The organism is Algorimicrobium bowmanii (assembly GCF_054031195.1).
This window is the reverse complement of the sequence record NZ_CM132929.1, coordinates 87,757-114,206: the sequence shown is the minus strand read 5'-3', so window position 1 is coordinate 114,206 and position 26,450 is coordinate 87,757. Positions and strand designations below refer to the sequence as shown.

Annotated in this window: 22 protein-coding genes; 7 read left to right on the top strand and 15 right to left on the bottom strand. The window is 34.3% G+C overall.

The genetic code is table 11. From position 1 onward, the window contains the following. Nucleotides 1–31: 31 nt before the first annotated feature. Complete coding sequence (locus ACW5R3_RS00475) at nt 32–985, bottom strand: NAD-dependent epimerase/dehydratase family protein (RefSeq protein ID WP_456577657.1); 954 nt, start codon at nt 983–985, stop codon at nt 32–34. 156 nt (nt 986–1,141) lie between these two features. Here ACW5R3_RS00475 and ACW5R3_RS00470 point away from each other — a divergent pair, with 156 nt between their 5' ends. Further along, nucleotides 1,142–1,654 carry a hypothetical protein gene (locus ACW5R3_RS00470; protein ID WP_456577656.1) on the top strand — a complete coding sequence of 171 codons (513 nt, stop codon included), beginning with the start codon at nt 1,142–1,144 and terminating at the stop codon, nt 1,652–1,654. Between the two features lie 98 nt (nt 1,655–1,752). Then, nucleotides 1,753–3,852, top strand: a complete 2,100-nt coding sequence (locus tag ACW5R3_RS00465) for a M13 family metallopeptidase (protein ID WP_456577655.1) — start codon at nt 1,753–1,755, stop codon at nt 3,850–3,852. 546 nt (nt 3,853–4,398) lie between these two features. On the opposite strand, the gene ACW5R3_RS00460 is transcribed toward ACW5R3_RS00465, so the two are convergent. The 3 genes from ACW5R3_RS00460 to ACW5R3_RS00450 all read right to left on the bottom strand — a co-directional run bounded on the left by ACW5R3_RS00460 (nt 4,399) and on the right by ACW5R3_RS00450 (nt 10,884). Continuing rightward, on the bottom strand, nt 4,399–7,398 hold the full coding sequence (locus ACW5R3_RS00460; protein WP_456577654.1) for a T9SS type A sorting domain-containing protein: 3,000 nt from the start codon (nt 7,396–7,398) through the stop codon (nt 4,399–4,401). Nucleotides 7,399–7,811: 413 nt separating this feature from the next. Continuing rightward, nucleotides 7,812–8,516, bottom strand: a complete 705-nt coding sequence (locus tag ACW5R3_RS00455; RefSeq protein WP_456577653.1) for a tetratricopeptide repeat protein — start codon at nt 8,514–8,516, stop codon at nt 7,812–7,814. Between the two features lie 67 nt (nt 8,517–8,583). Then, entirely contained in the window at nt 8,584–10,884 is a 2,301-nt protein-coding gene (locus ACW5R3_RS00450; RefSeq protein WP_456577652.1) for a M28 family peptidase, read from the bottom strand. Nucleotides 10,885–11,008: 124 nt separating this feature from the next. On the opposite strand from ACW5R3_RS00450, the gene ACW5R3_RS00445 reads away from it, so the two are divergent. Beyond that, nucleotides 11,009–11,476 carry a CBS domain-containing protein gene (locus ACW5R3_RS00445; protein WP_456577651.1) on the top strand — a complete coding sequence of 156 codons (468 nt, stop codon included), beginning with the start codon at nt 11,009–11,011 and terminating at the stop codon, nt 11,474–11,476. Nucleotides 11,477–11,480: 4 nt separating this feature from the next. On the opposite strand, the gene ACW5R3_RS00440 is transcribed toward ACW5R3_RS00445, so the two are convergent. The 6 genes from ACW5R3_RS00440 to ACW5R3_RS00415 form a co-directional block, all read right to left on the bottom strand. Then, nucleotides 11,481–11,831, bottom strand: coding sequence for a hypothetical protein (locus tag ACW5R3_RS00440; protein ID WP_456577650.1), 351 nt, complete (start codon nt 11,829–11,831; stop codon nt 11,481–11,483). Between the two features lie 48 nt (nt 11,832–11,879). Continuing rightward, nucleotides 11,880–13,271, bottom strand: coding sequence for an efflux transporter outer membrane subunit (locus ACW5R3_RS00435; protein ID WP_456577649.1), 1,392 nt, complete (start codon nt 13,269–13,271; stop codon nt 11,880–11,882). Nucleotides 13,272–13,273: 2 nt separating this feature from the next. Beyond that, a complete protein-coding gene (locus tag ACW5R3_RS00430) occupies nt 13,274–14,455 on the bottom strand; it encodes an HlyD family secretion protein (RefSeq protein WP_456577648.1) in 1,182 nt (393 codons plus the stop codon). Nucleotides 14,456–14,483: 28 nt separating this feature from the next. Next, nucleotides 14,484–14,915: a DUF3302 domain-containing protein gene (locus tag ACW5R3_RS00425; protein WP_456577647.1), complete on the bottom strand. Its 432-nt coding sequence runs from the start codon at nt 14,913–14,915 to the stop codon at nt 14,484–14,486. Between the two features lie 142 nt (nt 14,916–15,057). Continuing rightward, nucleotides 15,058–15,702: a spermidine synthase gene (locus ACW5R3_RS00420; protein WP_456577646.1), complete on the bottom strand. Its 645-nt coding sequence runs from the start codon at nt 15,700–15,702 to the stop codon at nt 15,058–15,060. Nucleotides 15,703–15,724: 22 nt separating this feature from the next. Next, nucleotides 15,725–16,723, bottom strand: a complete 999-nt coding sequence (locus tag ACW5R3_RS00415; protein ID WP_456577645.1) for a lipoate--protein ligase — start codon at nt 16,721–16,723, stop codon at nt 15,725–15,727. Between the two features lie 185 nt (nt 16,724–16,908). On the opposite strand from ACW5R3_RS00415, the gene ACW5R3_RS00410 reads away from it, so the two are divergent. Then, nucleotides 16,909–17,883, top strand: a complete 975-nt coding sequence (locus ACW5R3_RS00410) for a hypothetical protein (protein WP_456577644.1) — start codon at nt 16,909–16,911, stop codon at nt 17,881–17,883. A gap of 33 nt (nt 17,884–17,916) precedes the next feature. Here ACW5R3_RS00410 and ACW5R3_RS00405 read toward each other — a convergent pair whose 3' ends face one another. Both ACW5R3_RS00405 and ACW5R3_RS00400 read right to left on the bottom strand, forming a co-directional pair. Further along, the gene (locus ACW5R3_RS00405; RefSeq protein ID WP_456577643.1) at nt 17,917–18,390 is read right to left on the bottom strand and encodes a thioredoxin family protein; all 474 of its coding nucleotides are present in this window, start codon (nt 18,388–18,390) and stop codon (nt 17,917–17,919) included. A gap of 10 nt (nt 18,391–18,400) precedes the next feature. Beyond that, nucleotides 18,401–20,755 (bottom strand): TonB-dependent receptor, encoded by a 2,355-nt coding sequence (locus tag ACW5R3_RS00400; protein WP_456577642.1) that lies wholly within the window; start codon nt 20,753–20,755, stop codon nt 18,401–18,403. Between the two features lie 97 nt (nt 20,756–20,852). Between ACW5R3_RS00400 and ACW5R3_RS00395 the strand changes: the two genes are divergently transcribed. From ACW5R3_RS00395 to ACW5R3_RS00385, 3 genes are all read left to right on the top strand, one after another. Next, entirely contained in the window at nt 20,853–21,509 is a 657-nt protein-coding gene (locus ACW5R3_RS00395) for a metal-dependent transcriptional regulator (RefSeq protein WP_456577641.1), read from the top strand. Between the two features lie 330 nt (nt 21,510–21,839). Next, nucleotides 21,840–22,415 (top strand): DUF6515 family protein, encoded by a 576-nt coding sequence (locus ACW5R3_RS00390; protein ID WP_456577640.1) that lies wholly within the window; start codon nt 21,840–21,842, stop codon nt 22,413–22,415. 39 nt (nt 22,416–22,454) lie between these two features. Continuing rightward, entirely contained in the window at nt 22,455–23,165 is a 711-nt protein-coding gene (locus tag ACW5R3_RS00385; protein ID WP_456577639.1) for a hypothetical protein, read from the top strand. 480 nt (nt 23,166–23,645) lie between these two features. On the opposite strand, the gene ACW5R3_RS00380 is transcribed toward ACW5R3_RS00385, so the two are convergent. Genes ACW5R3_RS00380 through ACW5R3_RS00370 form a run of 3 tightly spaced genes read right to left on the bottom strand, consistent with a single transcriptional unit; the run spans nt 23,646 to nt 26,430 of the window. Then, nucleotides 23,646–24,122, bottom strand: coding sequence for a heavy-metal-associated domain-containing protein (locus ACW5R3_RS00380; protein ID WP_456577638.1), 477 nt, complete (start codon nt 24,120–24,122; stop codon nt 23,646–23,648). 48 nt (nt 24,123–24,170) lie between these two features. After that, entirely contained in the window at nt 24,171–25,949 is a 1,779-nt protein-coding gene (locus ACW5R3_RS00375; RefSeq protein WP_456577637.1) for an efflux RND transporter periplasmic adaptor subunit, read from the bottom strand. Continuing rightward, nucleotides 25,939–26,430, bottom strand: a complete 492-nt coding sequence (locus tag ACW5R3_RS00370) for a DUF305 domain-containing protein (protein WP_456577636.1) — start codon at nt 26,428–26,430, stop codon at nt 25,939–25,941. Before ACW5R3_RS00370 ends, ACW5R3_RS00375 begins: the two co-directional genes overlap by 11 nt. Between the last annotated feature and the right edge of the window lie 20 nt (nt 26,431–26,450).

The following is a 26,450-nucleotide window of genomic DNA, read 5'->3' as shown; positions in this document are numbered from 1 at the left end:
AAAACATTAAAAACGTATATAAAGAAAAGTCTTAAAGTGCAGCCTTCTCAGATAAGTTTTCTAGCATTTCTTCGGTGATATCATCTAAAGAAAAAGTGTGTTGCCAGCCCCAATCCTCACGTGCGTTAGTATCATCAATGCTTTTAGGCCATGAGTCTGCAATTTCTTGGCGAAAATCTGGCTTATAAGCGATAGTGAAATTAGTTAAGTGTTTCTTCACGGATGCCACCATATCTTTTGGTGTAAAACTAATAGCTGATAAATTGTAAGAAGATCGAATTTTTATCGCTTCTTCTGGAGCTTCCATAATTTGGATGGTTGCCTTTATAGCATCGTCCATATACATCATAGGAAGTTCTGTATTTTCAGTTAAAAAACAATCGTAATGATTATCAGCAAGTGCTTTGTGGTAAATATCTATGGCGTAATCTGTAGTTCCGCCACCAGGAAGAGTTTTCCAGGAAATGATACCTGGGTAACGGATGCTTCTAACATCAACACCATATTTGTTATAGTAATATTCACACCAGCGTTCGCCTACCTGTTTGGTAATTCCGTAAACGGTAGATGGTTCCATAACGGTATATTGTGGTGTGTCTTCCTTAGGAGTTGTTGGTCCAAATACGGCAATACTAGAAGGCCAAAACACCTTTTTAATTAAACCGTTTTTTGCTAAGTCTAATACGTTAAAAAGTGTACTCATGTTTAAATCCCAAGCTTTCATAGGGTATTTTTCACCAGTAGCACTTAGCATGGCAGCCATTAAATAAACGGTATTAATTTTGTATTTTTCAATACATACCTTAAGACCGTTTGTGTCTTGAGCATCTAAAATCTCAAATATACCCGAGTTCACAAGCTCTAAGTTACCGTAATTAATATCACTAGCAATAACTTGTTCGTCACCGTGGATTTCGCGTAATTTGTATGTCAATTCTGAACCAATTTGGCCACAAGCGCCAATTATTAAAATTTTAGATTTCATTAAGATGTATATTTAAAAAATCATTCAAAAATAATAAGAATTTAATGATGAATTGATAATTTTAACTTAAAATAATCGACTAAAAATAAAGTATTGTTATTCTTGAGAGTTAAAACCCACGAATACAATATATTTGTAACTCCAGTTAAAAAAAATATGAAAAACATTTTTGTAATTATACTGCTTTGTTTGTTGTCTTGTCAAGAAACAGAAAGCAATTTAAAAGAGTCGCGTACAGAAAATATTATCGAAACGATCATTAATAAATCTGATATTGATGCATTGGATTATACTGAATATGTTTTGGATGCCAATGTGGTTAAAAGTATCACTGGTTGGGCTAAATATGATGAGTTAGGTAAGATATTAGAGGATGTAAAAGTAGCTAATCTCTCATTTTTTAAATCTAATAAATCTTTAGTAGCCACGCTAAATAATGAGTTAAAAACTACGGTGCCTGAAACTGTTAGTTCGCCATTAATTGATGCACGAATTTTAGCCATAGAAACCAAAATGTATAAGTTGGAAAATCAGGTTAATTTATCAAATCCAACTAAGGGTAGTTTGTTAGAAGCTGTTGAAGAATTGTTAACGGCTTATTCAAATTTAAATTTGCAGTTAAACAAGCAATTAGAAAAAAGATCACAACGTATACAAAGACCTGAATAAGGTCTTTTTTTTATTAATATTATGTTAATAAACACCAAGCTATATTTACTAAAGCGCTAATTGTGGTAAATTGTACCATTAAACTAAACACAAAACTTATGAATTCAAAATTAAAAAAAGCATCCTTATTGAGTGCCGTAGCTTTTATGGGACTTGTTGGGTGTAAAGATGATGCCAAGCAAGAAACGGCACTTGTAGAGGAGTCGTCTATTCCAGGGATTAATTTGGAATATATGAACACCGATGTGAAGCCAAATGATGATTTTTTCAATTATGTGAACGGAACATGGCTTAAGAACACTAAAATTCCAGACGATCAATCAACTTGGGGAAGTTTTAATGAGCTTCGTAAGAAAACAGATGCAGATGCCTTACGTATTTTAGAAGCGGCAATGTCTGATGATAAAGATATGGAACGTATTGAGGTTTTACCAGGTTCCGATCAGGAAAAAGCTGTGTTTTTATATCAAACAATTATGGATACTATTGGTAGAAACAACCAAGGCTTAGAGCCTATTAAACCATATTTGGCAAAAATTGATGCAATTAAAAATAATGAAGATTTACAGGCTTACATGATAGAGATGGAACCGCTTGGTGGTGGTGGACTGTATGGTTTTGGTGTTGGGTCTGATCCTAAAGATAGTAATAGAAATGTTGCATATTTAGGAGGAGGAAGTACAGGTTTACCTGATCGTGATTATTATGTAAAAGACGATGCAGACTCTAAGGAAAAGCGAAAAAAATATGTAGCGCATATTACTAGAATGTTACAGTATTTAGGCGATACCGAAGCAGAAGCAAACACGCAAGCTGAGCAAATATTGGCTTTCGAAACACGTTTAGCAGAAGCTAAAATGGATAAAGTAGACAGACGTGATGCTAGAAAACGTTATAACCCACGTTCAATAGAGCAAGTTCAGGAAATGGTTCCTGCTGTAAACTGGAAAAACTTTTTAAACGGTATTGGCGCTAAAGCTGTGGATACGGTTATTATTGGTGATTTAAATTACTTTAACCGTTTGCAAGAAGTGTTAGCTGAAGATAATGTAGATGATTGGAAAGCTTATTTACGCTGGCATGCTTTTAATGGTGCAGCGGGTAAATTAAGTACGGAATTAGAAACGGCTAATTGGGAGTTTTACGGACGCGAATTAAACGGCGCTAAAAAGCAACGTGCTCGTGATGAACGTGCATTAGGAACTTTAAATGGTTCTATTGGTGAAGCATTAGGGAAGCTTTATGTAGATAAAATGTTTCCTCCAGAAGCTAAAGCTAAGGCGGAAAAAATGATTCATAATGTAATTTTAGCATTTGAGAATCGTATCTCTAACCTTGAATGGATGAGTTCGGAAACTAAAGCTAAAGCTATTGAAAAACTACAAGCAACTACAATAAAAATTGCCTACCCTGATAAATGGAAAGATTATTCGGCATTAGAAATAAATAGTGTAGAAAATGGCGGGTCTTATTTACAGAATTCTTTAAATGTTCGTGCTTGGAATTTTAATAAAGATATTAATAAGTTAGGTAAGCCAGTTGATAAAAGTGAATGGTATTTAGCACCTCAGGTTGTTAATGCATATTTTAACCCTTCATTTAACGAGATTGTATTTCCTGCAGCAATTTTACAACCACCATTTTATAATTATAAGGCTGATGATGCTGTTAATTATGGTGGAATAGGTGCTGTAATTGGTCATGAAATTTCTCATAGTTTTGATGACTCAGGTGCGCGTTATGATAAAGATGGTAATTTAAATAATTGGTGGACTGATGAAGATTTAGAGCAATTTGAAACTTTAGGGAATCAATTAGCTGATCAGTATAGTGCTATTGAAGTTTTACCTGATGTAACAATTAATGGTAAGTTTACTTTAGGAGAAAACATTGGAGATTTAGGTGGTGTTTTAGCAGCCTATGATGCATTACAATTAAGTTATAAAGACGGTGGTAAGCCAGAACCAATTGATGGGTTTACTCCTGAGCAACGCTTTTTTATGAGTTGGGCAACAGTTTGGAGAACTAAAATGCGTGATGATGCTTTGAAGACACGTATAAAAACAGATCCTCATTCTCCAGGAATGAATCGTGCTGTACAACCGTTATTAAATGTGGATGCTTTTTATGAAGCTTTCGATATTAAGGCTGGTGATAGTATGTATATAGCTCCAGAAGATCGCGTGAGAATCTGGTAGGTAATTTTTTAAGTGTAAATTATGAAAAGGAGTAACTAGAAATAGTTGCTCTTTTTTTTATCTCTATTTGTTAGTAGAGAATCTGTTTATATAATAATTTACACATCATTTTTATGGAAATGTTAGAGGTAGAAAACATGATGTCTATTGTAATATTAGAAAGTGTAGTAGGTTTTAGTGAGAGTTTTTTATTCTGAACTCTATAGTTTTTCAGAGAAACATTTAAGGAGGGAACTGTCATTCTATAGTTAAGTAAACTATTAGTATAATATTAAAGCAACCTGAAGCCTAATATGTGCTAAGTAGAGTGAGTATTATAAATAAAAAAGCAGCTAAATTCAGCTGCTTTTTTTTGAAAAAAACTACTCTTCAGAGTAAATATAAATCTCTACTGATGGATTAATTACCGTTTGAGTAACTAAGTTGAGACTTATAGGTTTTGGGAACTAGTTTTAAGTTAGTTCGGTTAGTTGATTAAATTCTGGGTGATACGATTAAATACCACCCGAGAATTTTGCTATTAATCAATATAATCCTTGTTTAAAACTATTTTTTAATAACTTTAAAAGTCTTTTGAGCATCACCAATAGTAACTTTTACAAAGTAAACACCGTTTTCAAGGTTGTTCATATCTACTGTTGTTTTCAAGTTATTTGGTTTTGATGTCTGAACTTGTTGTCCTAAAATACTGTAAATACTAACACTTGAAATGGCCTTTCCAGCTTCAATTGTTAAGCTGTTTACTACTGGGTTTGGATAGTAGTTAAAAGATTCAAAAGTATTATTCTCCACACTTAATGAAGGATCTGGGTAAGCAAATAATTCAAATTCTGGTGTTGAGCTTGAACCAAAAACACTAACTAAATACGTGTTACCTCCTACTAAAGTAACTGTTCTATCTGAAGAGTTAAAGCAGCTACCTATTCCTTCAACATAGTTTGGACTTCCGTTGTCCGATGTTAAAGAACAATCATTGGTGTCATATATAGTGTAATAAGCAGAACCTGACGTTCGTGTGAAATCAAAATTGTATACACCAGAATATTGAGGAGTAAAGTTGTACCATACTGAACTATAATCATCTCTACAGTTTTCAAGTGATGGGTATGAGTTATTTAAGTTTCCAATAATAGTATTAGCACCTTGATCATCAGGAGATTCTAATAATGCAGTTGCATCAGTACAGTCGCTATTTGCAGCGGCTGGTGGCAATTGCCATACACATAAGTCAAAATCAGCACCTTCATCACTTTGGCTAGATCTTACCATTACATAGTAAGTTTCAGTAGCATCTAAGTTTAAAACTTGATTATTTGTACTTGTACAGCTTGTACTTAAGTCAGTTAAGTTACCGCAAGTTCCGCTATAAATGTAGTAGTAAGTTGCGGGTCCTGAGTTTTTAACGAAATTAAATTCGTAAAAAGCAGATTCTGTAGGTGAAAATTCATACCATACATCTGAATATCTGGTGTTAGCTGTGTCTGCACATGTAGATTCTGCTGACCTTGTAGCGCCTACTGTTGTTCCATTAACACTGTTGTTGCAAGAATCATCTGTAGATGCAAATATTGAAGTAGCATTGATACATTCATCATTTACTGGTGGTGCAGCTGGTGTTTTTAAACAAATATCAAAATTTGATTGAGAGCTAGATATGTTTCCTCTATTTCTTACATAGTAAGTAGTACCTGGTGTTAAATCAGATAAAAACATAAAGTTAGTTGAGTAACATGCTATGCTTGTTAATGATCCACAAGTTCCTTCTAATATCTCTGTGTTCATGATGGTTCCGCCACCATCTACAGAAACAGCATTTAAATATTCTAAAATATAATTTGATTGGTTGGCTGTGAAAGAGTACCAAACATCATTAGAGCCACCAGAACATCCATTAGGATCAGTTGTGCTTTCTGTTGCACCAGCGTTTGATGCTGGAGTTAAAATAGTACAACTACCATCTGTATTTATTGTTAATGACGTTGGCGTAGCGCATTCATCATTTGAAGGCGGGCAGTTGTATGTTGTAGAAGCATCAAAATAACATGATGTACTATTATCATTAGATAAAGTAAAGTTTACTAATGTTCCTGTAGGGTAAGGACCTGCGTTAATTATTCCATTTGAAGTAATACCTGTAATATCACTAGTACCAGTATAATCATCAGATAATGTTAGTGTTTGTGCATCTCCTGTGTAAGTTACATTAACATTAACGTAAAACTCTCCAGTTTCACAAGCAGCTACAGGTTCTAGTTCTATAGTAGGGTTGATACATGTATTTTTTGTGATAATTAAACTATAACTAAAAGTTGCCGTATTTGAAGATGAACTTAATACTACAAAATACGTGTTTCCAGCTGATAAAACAACATCAGTTAAGCTTCTTTCTGTTCCAGAATAACTACCAACATAATCAATGCAGTTAGCAGAGCCTGAATCTGGGCAGCCTTCAATTACGTGTACAGCCGATCGATTGCCGCTGATATTTGAAACTTCAATATCTATAGACATGTCTTGGGTAGGTGTTATTTCATAAAATACATCTTTACCATTCATGTAAGAGTTGCTGCAAGGGCTTACATCAATATTGTCTTCAAAATTATTTGTGTCATTTTGATCAGCATAAAAACTAATAGATTCTAATAAAGTTGTCGCAATAATAGGGTTTGAACATGTAGCGCCTTCAAGTGGAATTGATCGTGTTGTAAACGTTTGACTTATACAGTCGGTAGGAGCTCCAAATGCATTTGATGGAACAATAGTTACATAGTATAGTGTGCTATAGTCTAATCCTGTTAAAGCATAATTTAAATCTGTAGTTGTTGCAGCATTTAAAATATCGGTGCCTCCATCTTGAGTTCCAACAGAAACAGCATAGCTTGTAGCTAATCCAGATGCAGCAGACCAAGTTAGTGTTACGTCTATATCTACATCCGTTTCACCGTTTGCAGGAGAAATTAAAGCAGCGTCGCAACTAGGTGCTTCTGTAGCTTCTTGAGTTAAAGATACTTCATCTATAATATAAATTAAACTAGGATTTGCAGCTAAGTTTGATACAGAAATTCGTGCTTGGAAATCTAATCCTGCAGTAAATGTACCTTCAGGTATAACTACACTAGCTACACCACATGTAAACTCATCTGTGTAAGTAAAATCTGTTCCGTTTACCGTTATTGCATTTACCCAATTAGCACCACCATCGGTTGTGTACTCTAATGAGATGCTTCCCCAGTCAGATGGTGGCGGGTTAAACCCTCCAAAACCTTGGAACTGTACTATGTTGTAATTAAAGCTTGCTGTTAATGCTGTTGTATTAGTAGTAGCAGTATAATTAGGAGTGGTTAAAGTTCCGTTACCACCAGCTACTATGTTCTGAATCATTCCAGATCCTGAACCTCCACAGCTCAATTGTGTTGTAGCTGACAAACTACCAGACCATCCTGTTGGAGTCCCGCTTGTAAGGCTATCAAAATTTTCAACAATCTCTACCTGAGAGAATGCCGTGATGCTTAAAAGCATCATAAATAAGAGCGTAATTTTTCTCATTGTTTTTCGGTTAAATGAATAATTAGTTTAGTGTGTTATTACCAAGCGCTTTATAAAATTATGAGTTTACGATTAGTAATTGAATTTCTAAATTTAAGAATAGAATTACTATATATAAAGGACTACACTTTAATAATTACCGAAATTTGAAAGCTAAAAATATAATTTAAAACATTGAATTTCAGTTGTTTGTGTGTTTTTGTATGTTTTTTAGTGATACATTTGTGTTTAAGTCTAAAAGCTGCTTATTTAGATGGTTTTTAACGGTTTTATTGAAGAATTTCAGGTGTTAGATGAAAATTGTCGCATCTTGTTTAATAAATAATAAGTGCGTAATTTTAAGTTTTTAAGCATAAAAAAAGCATCAACATACGATTGTATATTGATGCTTTTTTATAAAAAGTAACCTTATATTATTTTTTTTCTTCAGGTTTGTTTTTTTGACTAATCAATGCATTTTTGCTAATCTGTGCTAAATTAAAATTGGGAGCCAATTCAAGCGCTTCATCCATAATAGTTATAGCCGAATCGATATTGGTTGTTTTATTTTCGTTGAAAGTGGCTAAAGCTTTTAAATATAAAAAAGCAGCTTTAATAGGTACTTTATAAGGTTGTTGACTTTCGTAGAAAACTTTACCCATATTTTCTTTTGCGTTAGTTAATCCATATTCGATATACGTGTTAGATTCTTCAAGTTTATTACTTTGTAAGTATAACTCAGCAAGTTCATAAGCTATAGACGGATCTGGTGTTCTGCTAAATAACTCTTCAAATTGAGCAAGCGATCTGTCCACTTCGTTGAGAGCTTTTAAAGACACTGCTTTTACTTCAACAGCTATATTAGAGTCACTAGTATTTTTGTCAATTCCAATAGTGTTTAAGGCTTGTACATGATTGCCTTCACTCATATAAACCATAGCAAGCGTATCTTTATAGGCTTGTCTGTCGTTAGGTGATAAAACAATTAAATGGGTTAAACCATTAATTATGCCTTGCGAATCACCTTGAATTTTCATCTGATTGTAATAGGCGCGATAATGGTCTAATAACTGTGTATTAGTTTGTGCTTGGCTTTCAAAGCCTAGAATACAAAGGAAAACAAGAATAAATCTTTTCATATTGGATTATTTAATAGGGGTCAAAGCTATAAAAATTAACGAATTATTTTCTTAAATCCTTACTAAATTATTTAATGGTTATACTTCTTTTAATAATTACAGCATCATTAAGAACAAAGGGTTTTGGTATCATTTTAGAGGTTCGTTTTGCTATATTAAATTGGTCATTTTCTAATAGATCGTAAGTGGCCTCATAAATATCTAAAGTTGTTTCTTGGTCTATTGGTAATGTTAAGTGCATTTCTAATAAGTCGTTATCTGAAATAAAATAGGTAAACAAACGATTGTTTAAACGATTTTGAAACGCATAATCTTCATCGGCTCTTTTAGTTGCCATAACACCGTTTATGCGGGCGTTAATAAACAGGTGTGTACTGTCGGCAAAAACATCAATGCGTTTAGCATTTCTTAAAGATATAACTTGAACAATTACTTCTCGACTATTGTTAATTATTGTATCAGACATGATGTTTACCTGTGGGGCTTGAAGCGTTTTTAAAGGTGCTTCTTTTGTATAGCTTAAGCCAGACTGGTATTTACTATTGGATATGTTTTTATTTAAATTAGTGGCGCTATTTGGGGTTTCTGTTAAATAGGGTTTTGTATAGCTGTCTAATTCTAAATCGTAAGTTGTCCATACAGCTGTGTTGTTATTGCTATCCCAAACATAATTTAAGCTGTTTGGTTTTGGGCGGTTTTCTGAAAAATCGGCTTGAAAATGAGCTATAATTAAATAGATAATTGTCGTTGCTAAACTGAGAATAGTGAGTAGTTTTTTTCGTCTTATAAAACCAAAAACTGATACTAACAATCCAAAGATTATTACAACTAGTATGCAAGACACAAATAATATCTTTAAACCTAAACCAACCGGAAACATTTTTATAAATGGCACCATGATTACTAATACTGGAAAGTTTAAAAGAGCCATTAATATAGGGTTTGGTTTGGCTTGTCTGATTAAGATAAACAGACTTATTAAACCAAAAAACACAGGGATTATAAAAAAGCTTGCACCCGGTAATACAAATGCAATCAGGGAGCAAATAAGTAGCCAAAAGACTAAAGGGGCAATATATAAACTAGCTGTGTTTCTAGGTTTGTAAAATCTATGGTATACCGCAAAGCAGATTGTAAGAGCTAAGGCTGAAAAAGCTATTATGTAAGTATGTCCATTGTATGTGAAACCGTGTAGAATTTCCTGGTATTGTGGATATGTTATTTTTAACAAAGTCCAAAGTCCAAAGCCAATTCCTCCAGACGCAATAAGCGCTATAAAGAATGCCGCAAATCCACGGCTAATTTCGGTGCCAATAAACGCTTCTCGTTTAAAACCATATACTAAAAGGGCGATAAAAGCTACAATTCCAAATATTAACATAGGGAAAATCCAGCTAAATGGATAAATAACAGTTTTAAAAAGCGGTACGTTAAAGTAAATATAGTCTTCGGTGCTTTTTACATTTGTTAAATCAGCTTCAGAGAAATATGTTAAAAGTGGCATTAGGTAACTGCCTTGATGTTCAAGGGTGTTTCTGTCTAATCGTTCGTAATTGTCATTAGCTGTATGGTAATCAAAATGATCATCTATAAAAGCAAAATTAAATCCATCAATATTCCCATCTTCACGGAAACGGGTTAAATCGGTGTCATTAGGAAGCATTTTATAAATACTGTATGCCAATGAATTCGCAACCGGATATTCGGGATTAGCAGCTACAAAATGTTTCATGAGTTCTGCATTACCTTGATTGGTTTCAACAAGCATATAACTTGGTCCACCTGAGCCGCGTGCTTCAAAATTTAAAGCTAAACCAACATTTTTAGCCCATGGGTGTTTGTTAACGAAAATATCAGCCCCATTTAAACCTAATTCTTCACCATCGGTAACTACGATTATAATATCATTTTTCGGATTTTTATTCTCAGTTAAAAATGCACGAAGTCCTTCTAAAATAGTTACAACTCCAGACCCAGCATCGCTTGCACCAAACGATGAATGCGGGTGGCTATCATAATGGGTTAAAAGAAGTAATGCTTTAGCGTTATTCTGCCCTTTGTATCGTGCAATAATATTTTTAGGTTTGGACAAATTTCCCCATTGACTCATGGAAAATGCCTCTTGAACTTCTGTTTCTAGACCTAGAGTTTTTAATTGATTTACTATGTAATTTCTAACTCGGTTATGCTCCTTACTTCCTAAATAATGTGGTGCTTCCGATATTTTTTTTAAGTGTACTAACGCGCGTTCGGTAGAAAATGTGTTTTCAGGCGTGTCTAGCTTAGTAATTTGTGTGGGTAATAATGCTAAAAAACTCCAGTATATAGCAGAAATTATAAGAAGTAACGCTATTATTTTTTTAATCATGCGAAAAAGGTTGTTAGTTTCAAAACCTAAATGTACATAAATTTATGAGGTTTTTTAGTCTTAGTTAGTTTTTAGGATTTCACCATTAAAATGCGTATATTATAGTTCTTAAATATCTAATATTATGGCAATTAAAAGTTTTCAGGGAGCTCGTAAGCAGCAAAATACAACTACAGATAATCAACAACTTAAGGTTCGTGATTATATGACACAAGATTTAATAACGTTTAAACCAGATCAAACAATTGATGAGGTTATTCATGCTTTAATCTCGTTTAAAATATCCGGAGGTCCGGTAGTTAACGAGAACCAAGAGTTGGTTGGTATTATTTCAGAAGGTGATTGCTTGAAACAGATAAGTGAAAGTCATTACTACAATATGCCAGTAACTCAGGATATTGTTGAAAATAGAATGGTTAAGCAGGTTGAAACGATTGATGGTAATATGGATGTTTTTGAAGCGTCTAAGAAATTTTTGAACTCTAAAATTAGACGATTTCCCATTATTGAAGACGGGAAGCTAATAGGTCAAATTAGTCAGAAAGATATTTTAAAAGCAGCTATGCAGCTTAAAGGACATAACTGGAAATAAATATTTAAGATTCACGTTTTACTAAGGCGTAATAATTGTTTTCTAAAGGAAGATAACCCTGGTCGTAAACAAAATAATATACAGTGCCTGCTTTTGTGGTATAGATACTAGTGAAGTAGTTAAAGTCGAAACCATGTTCGATTAATTTGGCACGCGATGTTCTGGTTTTTTGCTCTGGATTAAGAGCTTCGAGAATCCGGTAGTTTTTCCGTAACCTGTTATTGGTATTTCTGATAAGATTTTTACTGTCTGCATTTATACGATTGTTATATGCATTTCTGCAGGCATCGCCACAGAATTTTTTATCAATCCTTCCAACAATTTTTCCACCACATTCTGGACATGTTTTTTTCATATTATGGATATTAATAACGAGTTTAATTGTTTGTATTTATTATAAGTATTACATATTCCCACCAAGTGCGATATACAGATTAATACGCTGAATAATCTGTTCGCCTTTAATATTTAATAAATCTGTTTGCGCTTTATATAAATCCATTTGCTGATCTATTAAATCACGCATATCTACTTGCCCTACTTTAAATCTGATTTCTTCTAATTCAAATGCCTTCTGATTACTTGATACCGATTGTTCTATAAATATTTCACGTTCGCCTACGGTTTTAACAGCATCTAAAGTGTTTTCTACATCAGCCATGGCATTAAGCACTGTACTGGAGTAGTTTTCTAAAGCTTGTTGTTGTTGCGCTGTTCTTATAGAAACATTGGCATTTAAAGCACCTCCTTGATAAACAGGGGCAATTAATTCGCCACCGAGACTTCTAATCGGATTTGAAAAATCATCAGATAATTTAAAAATCTGACTATCTAATACACCAATACTCGCGGTTAAACTCAATTGCGGTAAACGGGCTGCATCGGCTTCACCAACTCTGTAAAATGCAGCGTTAAAACGATATTGAGCAGCAAGTACATCGGGTCTGCGTTCTAAAATTTGTAACGGAATTCCTGTTGGGATGTCGTTATCTAAAGTGATTAAGTCGTTTTTAACCTCAATATCTGCACTCGGATAACGTCCTAGTAAAAGTTCTAAAGCACGTAATTGATTGTTATAAGCGAGTTGTAATTGCCTGTTAGCATCTTCCAAACTATTTAGGTTTGCATCAGAAATCACTACATCTATTTGCGTTCCGATACCAATATCAAAGCGGTGTTCAGAAATGGTTTTCATCTTCTTCGAAAGTTCAATCATTTGCGATGCTAATTGCATTTGCAAATACGTTTTCGAAGCCAAATAATACGTACGTGTTACATGACCTGCGATAGATAATTGTGCATAAGATCGTTCGCTTTGCATGGCTTGAAGATTTGCTTCTTCAGCATTTCGGGCATTACGTAATTTCCCCCAAATATCTAATTCCCATGAAGCCGCAAACAAAGCGCCGTTAAGTCCGTTTCCAAAAGTCCCTCCGAGCTTGGTGCTCTCACGTCCTAAAATAGAAAATGCAGGTCTAAGTGCTGCTTGAGCCGCTTCAACATATCCCGTTGCTTCTTCAATACGAGCACTACTTATACGTAAATCTGGATTATAGACTAAGGCCTCTTTTACCAAAGTGTCTAACACAGGATCGTTAAAGTTGCTTAACCAATTGTTTTCAACAGCGGTTGTATCTGCGCTGTTTTGCCAGGTCGATGGCAAAATAAAGTTTGCAAACGCTTGCTCCTGTAATTCTTCTGTATCTATGGGCGCTTTTACGGCACATCCCTGAACACAGCAAAACCCAAAGAGTAGCAATGCAAATTTATATATGTGTGTTATATGATGCTGCATGCCTAATGTAGTTTAAGTACTAACCAATCTAATTTTGTACCTACACGCACAATTACTTTTCTAACCAGATGTATTAAGGCACCTTTCTCGGTATAAATGGCACCCGCACCAACAGCTCCTGGTGCTAAAAATAAATCTTTATCTTGCTCGGTAACACTTAATCTTACAGCGAAACGGCCTTCGGTTAAATGATTTTCTTGCGTGTCTGGTAGTCTTCCGCTAGCGGTAATTTGTCCTTGTGCATTTGCCCAAATAATATGATCTACTTTACACTTTATAACTTTATTCGGATAGGTTTTTAAAGTGACCTCTGCAGGATCTCCTTCTTTAACGTATCTTATTTCGTTTTGGTGATATAATGCAATTAGCCACTGTTCGTCTTCAATAAAAGTCAATACTGGTTTTATTGGGAATTGTACGGCTATGGTTCCAGGACGTAATTGTAAATTAACAATACGACCATTAGAAGGTGCAAGATATACGGTTTGTGAAAGTTTCCATTCGGCTTCTTTTAAAGCAACTTGAGCTTGCTCTAAATCGGCACGAGCTTGTGTGATTTCAGATAATTCACCATCGGTTGTAACGGCAGAAACGCGTTGTAAATATTGCGATTTTTGAGATACAGCTACAGCTTTTTGTGCTTGTAAATTTCTAAGATTTGCTTGCGCTTGTTCGTAATCGAATTTCGATCCAGCTCCTAAATCGGCTAATTGTTTTGTTTGCTGCTCCCGTTTTATTGCTAATTCTAATTGGGCATCAATAACACCAATTTGGTTGTTTGCTCCGGAAATCTGATCTTCTAATTCCCGATCATAAGCTTTTGCACTAACTACTTTGGCTTCTAAAGCGGGGATTCTAGATTTTAAATTATCCACTTTCAATTGAAATGGTACAGGGTCTATTTTAAATAAAGTGTCTCCTTTTTTAACATGCTGATTTGGTTTTACATTCACTTCGGTAACCATACCTGTTACGGTAGGAACAACTTCAACATTATAATTTAAAACTCTGACATCGTGAGAGGAAGGAGCAACAATATTTAAAAAGAGAATAAGCAATGAAATGGCTACTACTGGGATAATGTAAACAATAACTTGAGTTAAAGTGTTCCAAGGGAGTAATTTAAACTTATGGAATACAAGCCATACAATACCAGCGTATATAAGTAGTAATAATATTTCCATGATTGGTGGTTATAAGGTGTTAATTTTGTTAGGCTTCTGTTTCGGAATCTGTTTGATCAAGAGCTTCTTCTTTTTTCTGCTCCTTGAATTCTTTCATGGTTGTTTCATGATAATCGCCTTGGTCTGTGCCATAGGCCATTTTGTAGAATACAGGTTTGCTGTACGCCCATAACCAAGCTAAAGGCCATAATAGCCCTCCAAATAAAAGCGATAAAAAGCATAGCACTTTAATGGCTTGTGCTTGAGGGTGATTTCGTTTTTCAGCAATTTTTTCAGGAAGCACATGTACAAAAAGAAAGCCTCCAATCATGGCAATAGGTGCAATAATTAAGACTATCCAACTTACAACTTCGGCAATACTATCTTCTAAGCCACTTTCGTGTTCGTTTGCCATGCCTAGTAGCGGTATTAGAAAGAGGTATACTGCCGCCAAGTATTTATTAGTTGATTTATAGCGCATATGGTTTGGTTTTTATCAAATATAGATAAAAACTCTTAATTTTTTGTTAACAAAAAATGCTTCTTATTTGATATACAGTGATTTTTATCCTAGTACTTGCGCTCAAATATGAATAATTTTCTTGCTAAGAAAATTTTATACGTTAAAGGGGTTTTCCAATTATAACTGTATTGGTTTGGTTAACCTTTTCAAAAACAACAACCTCAAACATATGAGACTTTAAATAACTAATAATGTGCTTTAATTTTTCTGAAATATCGGTTTCTAAAGATGCATTAAAGAGAATGGTACCGTTGGGTGTTTTCTTTTTTATAATAGATTCCCAAAAATCTAATTTTAAAAATTTGTCGGGAACTGTAGTGTCTATAAATAAGTCAATAATGATGAGGTCGAAAGTGTCGGTTGTTTTATTTAAAAACTGAAATGCATCATCACAAACAATGTTCAGGTTTTCGGATGTTTTAATGCCAAATTCACTATTGGCAACGGCTATAATTTGTGGATCAATATCTACTGCGGTTATAGTTTTAGTGTAGTTGTAGTCTTTTTGAAGTGTTTCAATAACGCTGCCGCCACCAAGTCCTAAAAGGAGTATGTTATGGGTGTTTTTGAGGTTTATCTGTTCTAATCCAAACTTTAAAATGCGTTGTAAAGAACCGTAGGAGTAATTTGCGTTTTTAGAATTTAAATGCTTTTTTCCGTTGTACCAGGTTATTTCAAGTATGCCGTTTATGTCCGATGTCACTTTTTTAGTGATAGGATATATGTAACTTAAAAGTTTAGCCATGGTTTTGTTTTAGATAGATTAGTTAATCGTTTCCATAAACTAGGTTAAAAAAATCGGAGGAATCAATATTTCCAAAATAGGCTTCTATAGAAACATCTTTAAGGGCTTTGCTTATTTCAGCTTTATCATACGGGACGCCTATTAGTTTATTTTCAATTTCAGAAACGGGTTTTCTTCCAAAAAAGTCACCAAACACTTTAAATTCAGATATGTGACCTTTTTCTACAAAAATTCGTAGGTCAATTTCTCCTATTGGGAAACGTTTGTTTCGTTGAATATTAAACTTTGGCGATCGGCCATAATTCCAATCCCATAAGTCGTATTTTTCGGCTTTTAATTTATAAACAGCTTCCCATTCGGCATCTGTTAATTTATGAATTTTAAAAGGTTCGCTAGCTTCATGTAAGCCAATAAAAAGTTGCTCTTTAAAAGCTTCCATGCTAATTGGTGTTTCAAGGAAGTCTGTAATATTTGCTACGCGACTTCTAACTGACTTATGGCCTTTAGATTGGATTTTACTCATTTTCACCTGAAGGGCTTTAGCAACCTCACTCATATTCGTGTCGAATAAAAGTGTTCCGTGACTAATCATGCGTTTTCCTGTTGAAAATTGAGCCGTACCAGATATTTTCTTTTCTTCAACCAAAATATCATTTCGACCTTTAAGTTCCGCTGAAACACCCATGTTATTCAAAACACGAATAACAGGTGCTGTGAATTTCTTGAAGTTGCTGATGCTCTTACCATCATGATTCGTAATAAAACTAAAATTTAAATTACCTAAATCATGATATACTGCACCACCGCCAGATACACGTCGTACTACATGAATATTTTGAGCATCAATATACTCTTGGTTTATTTCTTCAAGAGTGTTTTGGTTTCTACCAATAATAATAGAGGGTTCGTTAATATAAAACAATAGGTAGTCAGTTGAGGCATCAAAATGTCTTAAAGCGTATTCTTCAAGAGCTAAATTTAATTTTGGATCAGTATGTCCTTCGTTGTCAATGAAAATCATCGTGTATACGGTGTTAGGTGTCCAACAAAGATATAGAAATAGATACTGAAAATTCTAGGTTTGCTTACGATATTGATTTTTTTTGTGGAAGCTTTTAAAAGTTAGTTTTTCTAATATGTCAGGTATAGAATAATGGTTTATGGTTATCTTTGCCAAAAATTTAATTCTAAACCTAGTAAGTATCTATGTCGCAATTACTTTTCAATCCATTTAACGATTTAATCTTTGATGAGCATTTTTGTTTCCTTACAGGTGATTTAACCAATGATACAATTTCGGTTTTTCCAGAATGGTTAATGGCACATTTTAAGTTTGGTGATGAGCGCATTGAAATGATGGATAAATCAAAAGCTTATACCTATGCCGATTTAAAATTACCGTGTTCATTACGTGTGAAAACAGCCTTTGAAGCTTTAGATGTAAAAGTTAAAGCGGCCTATGATAAAGGTTTTGATGGTATGGCTGAGTTAGATGAAACCTTACTTTTCCAGTGGACAGGTAGAATGGTTTACGGTTTACTATATTATGAAATGATATACGAAAGAGATCGTTTGTTAAAGCGTGGTGAAGCTTTTGAGCTGTCTACCGCTTTAAAAAAACGTTTCGGATACTTTCATTTAATGCTTCAGTCTGTTGTAGAACCGATACATTTTGAAGGTAAAAAACCGTGGAGTATAGTTGTTTTTCCTCTTAAATATTCTGCTGATATTTTTAGTTACCGTGATGATGCTGTTAACCTGATGTTTTCATTTGGTGTTAATGGTTTTGGTTTTATAGCTTGTTTGCAGGATAATGGCGTTATAAAGGAGTCACAACAAGATATTTTAAGTAAAATGAAAGGACATACTTTGCATCCGGCACAGTTTGAAGAGTTATATGCTAAATTTCATTATACAGATTATATACTTCAGTATCAACCAAAATACCAAGTTGCAAGTGAAGATGATGGTATGCATATTGCTGTAGACTCAGAAGGGAAGCCGCCTGTTTTAGGTGTTTGGGACGATGCAATTTATGCCCAATTACTTTCAAATTATTTACAGGTTTATGGTATACAGCGTGATGATGTTTTGAAGCCGCAAAAGCCATTGCTTAGCTTTTTAGAAAATCCTTATACTAAAGAATTTGTTGACCCTGAAACGATAAATTTACCGTTTTAATTAACTTCTATTTTAAGTTTTTGTAACGATGACTTAGTTTAAAAAACATAGAAGCTGTTTAGATGTGTAATATTCAAATACCCGGTTTTTGATTGTAAAATCCTTATTGAGAATTATTGTAGCAGGTAGAGAGAAAGGTATGTCGTTTCTAGAGGCTAAAAGTAAAGGGATTTCATGTACACCATTACGTTTGGTGAGGGCTTGTTTATTTGTGAAATTAGTGCCTTCAAAAGTTATTGTGTCTCTGCTTTCTACATTCATTTCTACTGCATAATAATCGGTATTTAGTTTTTGTATTACTTTTGGTTTGGTGAAAATTTCTCGTTCAATTTTTTTGCAGTATGCACACCATTTTGCATGAAAAAAAATAAATACGGGCTTTGGTTTTTTTATTAAGGCTTGTTCTAGTTCAGACCAGTTTTTCCAATTAATAGTTGTGATGTTTTGGGCTCTTGCAAAGAAGAATCCAATTAAAAATATGGTTATCAAGCATTTGTTTTTATTCATGAAAATTATTTTAAAAATCTCCAAACTTCAATCCGATGAAGTAAGTTCTTGGGTGGTTGGGACCATAAATAAAAACGGAATCACGTAAAGGTCCGCTATCAAAATTATTCTGGTAGCTATTAAAAATATTCTGTATGCCACCACTCAATTCTACATGAAAATTTTCTATCGGATCAAAGTGATAGGTTATTTTGGCTGTCATGTCAAAAAAGGCTTCGGTGTCAACCAAGTCTATATAGCCTGATTCGCTAATTACATGTGGGGTAATCATGGAGCCGGTATAACTTCCTGTAACATCAAACTTCAAAGCTTCGTTAGGAGTCCAATTGGTATTTATAAAACCATATACATTGGGTGAGCGCACAAACTCATCCAAGATAACATCTTCTTCCTCGGGAACACTACCATCGGCTTCAAAAAGAACTTGGTCGTCTTTGTATGTGGAACGTTGAATAGTTGTGCCTGCTTGAAACATAAAAACGGGGCTAGGGGAAATACTTAATTCAAAATTAACTCCTGCTACATAGGCACCAGAACCGTTTCTTGATTCTTCTAAAATAGAGCCGTTAGGTAAAGATGCTCCGGTGCTTACAATTGTAAATGGGTTTTCTAAAGTGGTATAAAAGCCTTCTACCAAGAAATTGGTTTGCATTTTATTGAAATCTTTTATGTAGTTAAAAGATGCTGTATATGCATTAGAAAATTCACTTTCTAAATCCTCTGAAAGGATAACAAAAAGTTGTTCGCCTCCTACAGATGAAATGTGTAAGTCTTCATTAAAAGCTTGTGGAGCTCTAAAGCCTCTAGCGTATCCACCTCTAAATTGTAAGGCACTGTTTATATTGTATAACAGGGTTAATCGGGGGCTTAGCACGGTTTCATTTACATTTGATGATCGTGCAATGTCTTGTATGGTGTAATAACCATCTACATTAACGTGATCAAGGCGTGCGCCTACTAGAGCTGTGAATTTCTCTGAAGGTTTCCATTCGTATTGTGTGTATAGCCCTATGCTGTTTACTTTTTGGTCAACAACTCTATTGTATCCTATAATGGCATCATTTGTGTCGTTTAGTCGATATTCAACTCCAGTTGTGATGATATCTCTTTTAAATTTGTGAGTGTATTTTGCTCCAGCAACTAAAGCTAAATCGGTGGTTTTACCAAAAGCATTATTTGCAGCAATAGAATCAGTTTTAGATTGGCCGCCACCTAATCCGCCATAATAACTATCTCGGTCTGTATGTTGAACTGATATGTATGCCGAGCCAGAATTCTTACCGCTATCATCAAAAAGTTCATAATCGATACCTGAAAATACCGTATTATGATCAAGTTCTTCTGTTATGTCGGTAAACTGAGGTGCTAAATCGATACGGTCTCCACCGCGTCTATACTCACGGATTGCTGTAAAATCTAAGCCAATCCTACTGTTGTCGTTAGGACGTAGAAATGCTTTGGCGCCTAAGGAGTTGTTGTTTAGTTTTGTTATTTCGCTAAAACCATCATTATTGGCATCGTAGGCATCGCGATTTCTATAAATACCATAAACGGTTACACCGCTATTTAGATCTTCACTTATAAGTGATGCGTTTAAATTTACATTACGGTCTAATGTCGTGCCATCAATAATTCCAAGGTTGGTATTTATTTCCCAGCTATCGTTTACGGGCTCTTTGGTGATTACATTTACAGTTCCTGCAATAGCATTAGAGCCAAATAGTGCTGAGCCGCCACTTCTAACAACTTCAACGCGTTCTATAATACTAACAGGAATTTGTTCTAGTCCATACACGCCATTTAGTGCGCTAAATACGGGTCTGCTATTTACAAGAACTTGGGTGTACTGACCTTCTAAACCGTTAAGTCGGACTTGTGTGAAACCGCAATTTTGACAATTGGTTTCTACGCGAACACCAGGTTGGTAGTTTAGACCGTCGGCTAGTGAGATAGATTGGGTTGCTTTAAATAATTTTGGACTTAATACGTTTACAATTACAGGAGCTTCTTTTTTACTGATACGATTTCTGGTAGCACTAATAACCACTTCTTCAAGGCCAAGCGCATCTTCAGTAAGAGAGAAATTAATTTCTTTCGAGTCACCTGCTTTAATATTTATTAATAGGGTTTGAGAGCGGTACCCTTGCGATTGAACAACTAAACTATTTGTGCCTGATGGAATTTTTATGCTGAAATTACCATTTTCGTCTGTACTAGTGCGAACTGTGGTATTTTTAATGTAAACATCGGCATAAGGAACGGGATTGTTTTTAGAGGTTACGGTTCCGGAAATTTGGCTCTTTTGGTTTTGTGCTACGGAGTTGTTTAAGGCGAAAAATGCTAGTAAAAAAATGATATGTCTCATGAAATCTGACTTTATTTAGTGACGCAAAACTAATAAGTTAGGTTAGTCTAACAAAATAATTCGATAATTATTTATATTTTTGTTTAAAAACTATTTCATGGCTTCGGATATAAAAGAGAATTATATAAAGGTATTGTTTTATCTACATCAAAAGAATCCAGATATTTCCTTATCTGATTTAGGAAACGAGTTGCAAGTAAGTAAACCGACAGCCAACGATATGATAAAAAAATTACAAGCCGAAGGTATTGTGGTTTCGGAAAAATATAAACCTATAAAGATTACAGAAAAAGGCAAGCAACATGCAGCTATGATTATAAGAAAGCATCGTTTGTCTGAAATGTTTTTAATGCAGATAATGAAATTTGGTTGGGAAGAGGTTCATGAAATAGCAGAGGAATTAGAACATATAAAAACCGATAAGTTTTTTGATAGAATGGACGAGTTGATGGGGTTTCCAACTACAGATCCTCATGGTTCGCCTATACCTGATAAGAATGGTAATTTTAATAAACCAAACTATAGTCGACTTTCAGAAATACCCCTAAATCAGACGGTAGTTGTAAAAGCATTACGGGATAGTTCCACAGATTTTTTATTGTTTCTAAACAATAAAACCATTCAACTTGATACCAAAATAACAGTTACTCATATAGAACGTTTTGATGGAAGTTTAACAGTTTCCTATGAGGCAAAAAGCGGTGTGGTTTTAGGGAAATCTATCTGTGATCGGATTTTGGTTGATACGTTATAGTTTGTGCTTAATCTCCCTGAATACTTAAAAGCGTTTGTAAAAATTAGTTGTTTTTTAATTCACTATTCACAATAGTGTTGGGTAAATAATTTTGCGTGGCCGCTTGCTAATTCACTGCTCCTGTATTCTGAATATGAAAATGTAGCTGGTATCTGATGAGTTTTTGAAGTCTTCACAAAGTTCACTCGGCAGGGCAAAATAAGTCATGTGGTAACTTGTTGGATAACTATTTTTTGAGGTAGTTGTGCTTTGCTAATTAATGTTTTTTTTTGAAAGGTATTAAACCATTTCAGTTTAAAAGAGTCTTTATTTCATAGTAAAACTGTTTTTATGAAAAATTTAATAAGACTTTCGTTTCTGCTTGCCATGCTGTTTTTCGGTAGAGGGAATGCGCAGGTATACGCACAGAAATCTAAAACGAATAAGAAGACTGTGGCGGTTAAAAAAAATACCCGTCGCGTTTCTAGTCAACAAGTAGTTTATAAAAAACCTAAAAAAAAGGTTGTTTCGGTAAGAACTTTACCTAATAATAGATCTGTAGTTAAACATAAAGGAGTAAACTACTACTATTCAAATAACCGATATTATACCTATTCGGGAGGGCGATATATTGCAATTGCTCCAAAACCTGGTTTTCGTATAAAAAGCTTGCCGGTAGGTTATGTTAAAATTGCACATCCAAATAGAAGTTACTATTGGTTTAATGGTATTTTTTACAGTCAAGTTGAAGATGCTTATGAGGTAGTAGAGCCAGAGATGGGTACTGTTATTTATGAGCTTCCTGATGATTCTGAACGCGTTGAAATTGATGGTGATTCGTACTATGAATTTGACAATGTGCTTTACGAGAAAATTCAACAAAATGGTACTAGAGCTTATGAAGTAGTAGGCTTTATAGAACAATAAAACATCATTTAATCCAATCAAAAACTAAATAAATATTACATGAAACATTTTTTAATTTTAATTCTTACACTTACAGGGTTTTACACCACAGCAGCAAATAATACGCATGTCGCTTCAGATACGACTCAAGTTGGAAATGAAGGCGTTTTATATGAAGTTACTCAAGATAACCGGTATGTAAATATTAATATTAGTACGGTGGACTCTAAAACTGCTATGACGGTAATTAGAAACGGAGTAACGGTATATTATGATATAAAAGGTAAGAAAAAGAAGAATGTTTATGTGAAGTACCCTGTTGCTAAAGGAGGACCAAGAGAGTCAAGACAAGAGATGCAAATGGGTACTGGTGTTGAAGGTGTTGATTTAAGCAGCATGATTGAAAAACAGCCTGCAGAAGCAGAATATGGCTATTTTGATAAAAAGCAGGAATTTAATAAAGATTTAAACAGTTTAGATATTGCTATTGTAAGTCAATATTCACCAACAAACCAGTTGTTTGAGTTTTCTATTAGAATTCCAAAGGTTAGAATTGACTCTGATGCGGACACCGATTTTTCTAAATTATCTATTGGTGTTGTAACGAACACTAGAGGAGGTGCTGATGCTGATAGGTCTCGTGGTCAAGACAGTGGTCAAGGAATGAGAAGCGGCGGCGGACGCAGCGGTGGTGGCCGTAGTGGCGGCGGTCAAGGCTTAGATGCAGAGGCTGAAAAAGTAGGTATCGATTTTTGGTTTGATGCACAATAAAAATTTAAGATCTTACTTTTATTATGACCCTAAATGAATTAATGTGTACTATAAATTTAGCTTGAAAAACTAACCTGTGCTATTGCAGTTAAGGTACAACAGGTTTATTATTGTATGCTTTTTCATTGAGTTTATTTTAACTACGTTAGTCGAGCCTGTTTCCTTAATTTTAAGTATGCAGTCGTCTGAGTTACGCATTGCTTAATAGTGGAGTATAGAAATTTTATGTAAGGTAAATGTGGAGTAAAAAAAAACCGTAATAATCTATTTTTTTAGATAATTACGGATTTTATAAGTACTCAAAATGTGATTAAAAGTTCGGATTTGAGCGTTGGCTACAACTATTGTGACATAAAACCAACTATGTGGTGGCGCGCGGAACAACACAAAAGACAGAGGATTTTGAGGTACGAGAAAACTGGGTTTTGGGTTGTGGGGAATAAAAAAGAGCCTTTCGAAAAAGACTCTTAAATTATTGGCTTAATGGTCGTGATTTGAATGGTCATCACTTTCTTCTTCACCAGATTGATTCATCATCATTTCGTGGTCGTATTGACAACAACCTGGTAAATCTTTATAGGCTTCTTCACTTCCTGAAACTTTTTCAGTATCATAACCTGATGCTGCGATAGCATTATGGATTGCCATTGCATCGGTTTTTGTATCATCAAAAGAGACATCAATCTTCTTTTTATCGACATCCCAATTGGCACTTGCAACGCCTTCAACACCGTTAGCTGCTTTTTCGATAGTGTTTTTACACATTCCGCAATTTCCTCTTACACCAAAAGACAGGTTCGTCATTGCCATATCTTTTGATATTTCAGTAGTTGTGGTTTCGTTTTTGGTTTCGTTTTTACAACTTGTTAAACCTAATGCTGCTATTACAGCTACACTTAAAATTACTTTTTTACTCACGTAGTTTACATTTTTACTTTTGTGTTCTTGATTTTTCATTGATAAATTCATTGTTTTAAAATTTAATTGATATTATTTGAGTTATTATTATTCTATTACTTGTTTTACTTCGCCACAGGTTAGCATGGCGCTGCCAAAATATGGATTGATTACTTTTTCTCCTTTGCTTAACCAATATGCTCCTTTATTGTTATCACCCATTGGACAAAATTCCACATACACTTTTTCTTTAACACCAAACAGTTGTACAGCATTCATTAAGTGTAATGATAGGTGTTTGAAATAGTCTCTTTGAGCGTTTATATCTGACGTTTTAGAAATGGATGTTGCCGAAGATTTTATGTCGCCTACTAATGACATCCAATGTGTATGAGCATTATTGTCTGATAATAATTTCATATCCACTTTACCTAAATTGTTTACTAAACTTGTTGCATCAACTGAAGTATTTTTTGAATCTTCTTTAATTAAAGCATCTTTTAAATTGATATAGTCATTGTAAACAACTTTTAGTTGTTCTTGAAATTTCTCTGACACTGTCAATCTTTCGTTCATATTAGTATGGCCACTTTCTTTTATTGATGCATTATTATCCATTCCTAAATGTCCTTCGTGACCTGTCATTACTTTACCACCTTCCTTATTCATCATTGATTTTTTGCCTTGTAATTGAGCTGCTGCATCAACCGTAAAAGTTCCGTTAGTCACGATTTCATTTCCAATAAATAAGCCTTCTAAAACTTCATATTCATTACCAATTTGATTCCCTAAAACAACTTCACGCATTTCAAAAACGGTTTGGTCTGGATTGGTTTTTAAATAGACAACAGAACGTTCACCTGTCCAAAGTACAGCAGATGCTGGGATTGTTAATACCTCATCATTACTTCTTGAAACTCGTTCAATATTGGCGGTTACAAACATTCCTGGTTTAAATACATCGTTTTTATTATTAAGCACCACACGTAAGGTTACTGTTCTTGTTTTGGTATTTAATATTGGTTCAATGAAATCTACTTTCCCTTTAAATTCCTTATTAGCATAAGCGTTTGTAGTCACTAAAACTTCTTGTCCCTTTTTAAATAAATCGATTTGATTTTCATATACATCAAAGTTTGCCCAAACCGTATTGAGATTTGCAATTTTAAGCAATGGTTGACCTTGTTTTATGTAATCGCCTTGTTCTACTAATTTTTCGGTTACTGTTCCTGAAACGGTTGCATAAACTGGAAAGTTTTCTTTTACTTTTTGGGTTTCTTCAATCTGATTGATTTGATTTTCAGATAGCTTCCACAACTTCAATTTATTACGAACCGCCTTGTACAACGCAGGTTGTGATTCCTTTAAAGATGATGCTGTAATTAACTCTTGTTGTGCTGCATACAATTCTGGCGAATAAATGGTTGCTAGTAATTGACCTTTACGGACTTCTTCTCCTGTAAAACTGATATTCAAACGTTCTATTCTACCCGAAAAATAACTGACTTGTACTGCATTAGCTTCTTCATTTTCAGTAATTTTACCAGATAATTTAATAGTGTTGCCATCAACATTTCCATTACCGACTATGGTTGTTTGAATATTTGCCAATGCCATAGCGTTTTCGGATAACTTGAATTGGTCTGCTAACAGGCCATCACTTCCACTTTCGGCAGGAATTAAATCCATTCCACAAATAGGACAATCACCTGGTTCTGGTTGCATAATTTGTGGATGCATTGAACAGGTCCACATTTGATTGGTTTCTGAAACTTCATTGTGATTATGTTCTGTCTCTTCGTTTGATGAACTACCAAAAAGTAACCAACCCAAAAGCAAACCTACTGCGAGTAATCCTATGTATATGACTGTTTTATTATTTTTCATTCTGTAAACGATTTATCATTGCTTTCATTTCTTCTATTTCCTTCTTCTGTGCTTTTATAATATCCTCTGCCAACTTTTTGACTTCTGGGTCTTTTATGTCTGCTCTTTCACTTGTTAATATTGCTATGGAATGATGTGGTATCATAGCTTTCATCCATAAAACATCTCCAACAGTTGATTTTTGGTCACGTACTAATCCTAAAGCAATTGCAAATAGCGCAATACTTCCTATGACTATACCCATATTTTTCTTTTTATTCTTGTACATATTTTTCATAAAGAAAAACATAATTAAAGCCATAGCTGCAATACCTAAACAGACCATATAAAATCGTGTTAGACTAAACCATACGTGGTCAAATTCATAAGTATTTAAGTACATTGTGATATACATTGCAACAAATGATGAGCCTAACATCAAAAAGAATTTAGTGTAATTGCTCATACCATTTTCGTTGTTTTTGTGTTCTTGCGCGTTCATATTTTCAAATTTTTAGTGGT

Bases quoted from the DNA above. Each gene is read 5' to 3' on its own strand.
- ACW5R3_RS00475 (WP_456577657.1), bottom strand. From the start codon at position 985: ATGAAATCTAAAATTTTAATAATTGGCGCTTGTGGCCAAATTGGTTCA.
- ACW5R3_RS00470 (WP_456577656.1), top strand. From the start codon at position 1,142: ATGAAAAACATTTTTGTAATTATACTGCTTTGTTTGTTGTCTTGTCAA.
- ACW5R3_RS00465 (WP_456577655.1), top strand. From the start codon at position 1,753: ATGAATTCAAAATTAAAAAAAGCATCCTTATTGAGTGCCGTAGCTTTT.
- ACW5R3_RS00460 (WP_456577654.1), bottom strand. From the start codon at position 7,398: ATGAGAAAAATTACGCTCTTATTTATGATGCTTTTAAGCATCACGGCA.
- ACW5R3_RS00455 (WP_456577653.1), bottom strand. From the start codon at position 8,516: ATGAAAAGATTTATTCTTGTTTTCCTTTGTATTCTAGGCTTTGAAAGC.
- ACW5R3_RS00450 (WP_456577652.1), bottom strand. From the start codon at position 10,884: ATGATTAAAAAAATAATAGCGTTACTTCTTATAATTTCTGCTATATAC.
- ACW5R3_RS00445 (WP_456577651.1), top strand. From the start codon at position 11,009: ATGGCAATTAAAAGTTTTCAGGGAGCTCGTAAGCAGCAAAATACAACT.
- ACW5R3_RS00440 (WP_456577650.1), bottom strand. From the start codon at position 11,831: ATGAAAAAAACATGTCCAGAATGTGGTGGAAAAATTGTTGGAAGGATT.
- ACW5R3_RS00435 (WP_456577649.1), bottom strand. From the start codon at position 13,271: ATGCAGCATCATATAACACACATATATAAATTTGCATTGCTACTCTTT.
- ACW5R3_RS00430 (WP_456577648.1), bottom strand. From the start codon at position 14,455: ATGGAAATATTATTACTACTTATATACGCTGGTATTGTATGGCTTGTA.
- ACW5R3_RS00425 (WP_456577647.1), bottom strand. From the start codon at position 14,915: ATGCGCTATAAATCAACTAATAAATACTTGGCGGCAGTATACCTCTTT.
- ACW5R3_RS00420 (WP_456577646.1), bottom strand. From the start codon at position 15,702: ATGGCTAAACTTTTAAGTTACATATATCCTATCACTAAAAAAGTGACA.
- ACW5R3_RS00415 (WP_456577645.1), bottom strand. From the start codon at position 16,723: ATGATTTTCATTGACAACGAAGGACATACTGATCCAAAATTAAATTTA.
- ACW5R3_RS00410 (WP_456577644.1), top strand. From the start codon at position 16,909: ATGTCGCAATTACTTTTCAATCCATTTAACGATTTAATCTTTGATGAG.
- ACW5R3_RS00405 (WP_456577643.1), bottom strand. From the start codon at position 18,390: ATGAATAAAAACAAATGCTTGATAACCATATTTTTAATTGGATTCTTC.
- ACW5R3_RS00400 (WP_456577642.1), bottom strand. From the start codon at position 20,755: ATGAGACATATCATTTTTTTACTAGCATTTTTCGCCTTAAACAACTCC.
- ACW5R3_RS00395 (WP_456577641.1), top strand. From the start codon at position 20,853: ATGGCTTCGGATATAAAAGAGAATTATATAAAGGTATTGTTTTATCTA.
- ACW5R3_RS00390 (WP_456577640.1), top strand. From the start codon at position 21,840: ATGAAAAATTTAATAAGACTTTCGTTTCTGCTTGCCATGCTGTTTTTC.
- ACW5R3_RS00385 (WP_456577639.1), top strand. From the start codon at position 22,455: ATGAAACATTTTTTAATTTTAATTCTTACACTTACAGGGTTTTACACC.
- ACW5R3_RS00380 (WP_456577638.1), bottom strand. From the start codon at position 24,122: ATGAAAAATCAAGAACACAAAAGTAAAAATGTAAACTACGTGAGTAAA.
- ACW5R3_RS00375 (WP_456577637.1), bottom strand. From the start codon at position 25,949: ATGAAAAATAATAAAACAGTCATATACATAGGATTACTCGCAGTAGGT.
- ACW5R3_RS00370 (WP_456577636.1), bottom strand. From the start codon at position 26,430: ATGAACGCGCAAGAACACAAAAACAACGAAAATGGTATGAGCAATTAC.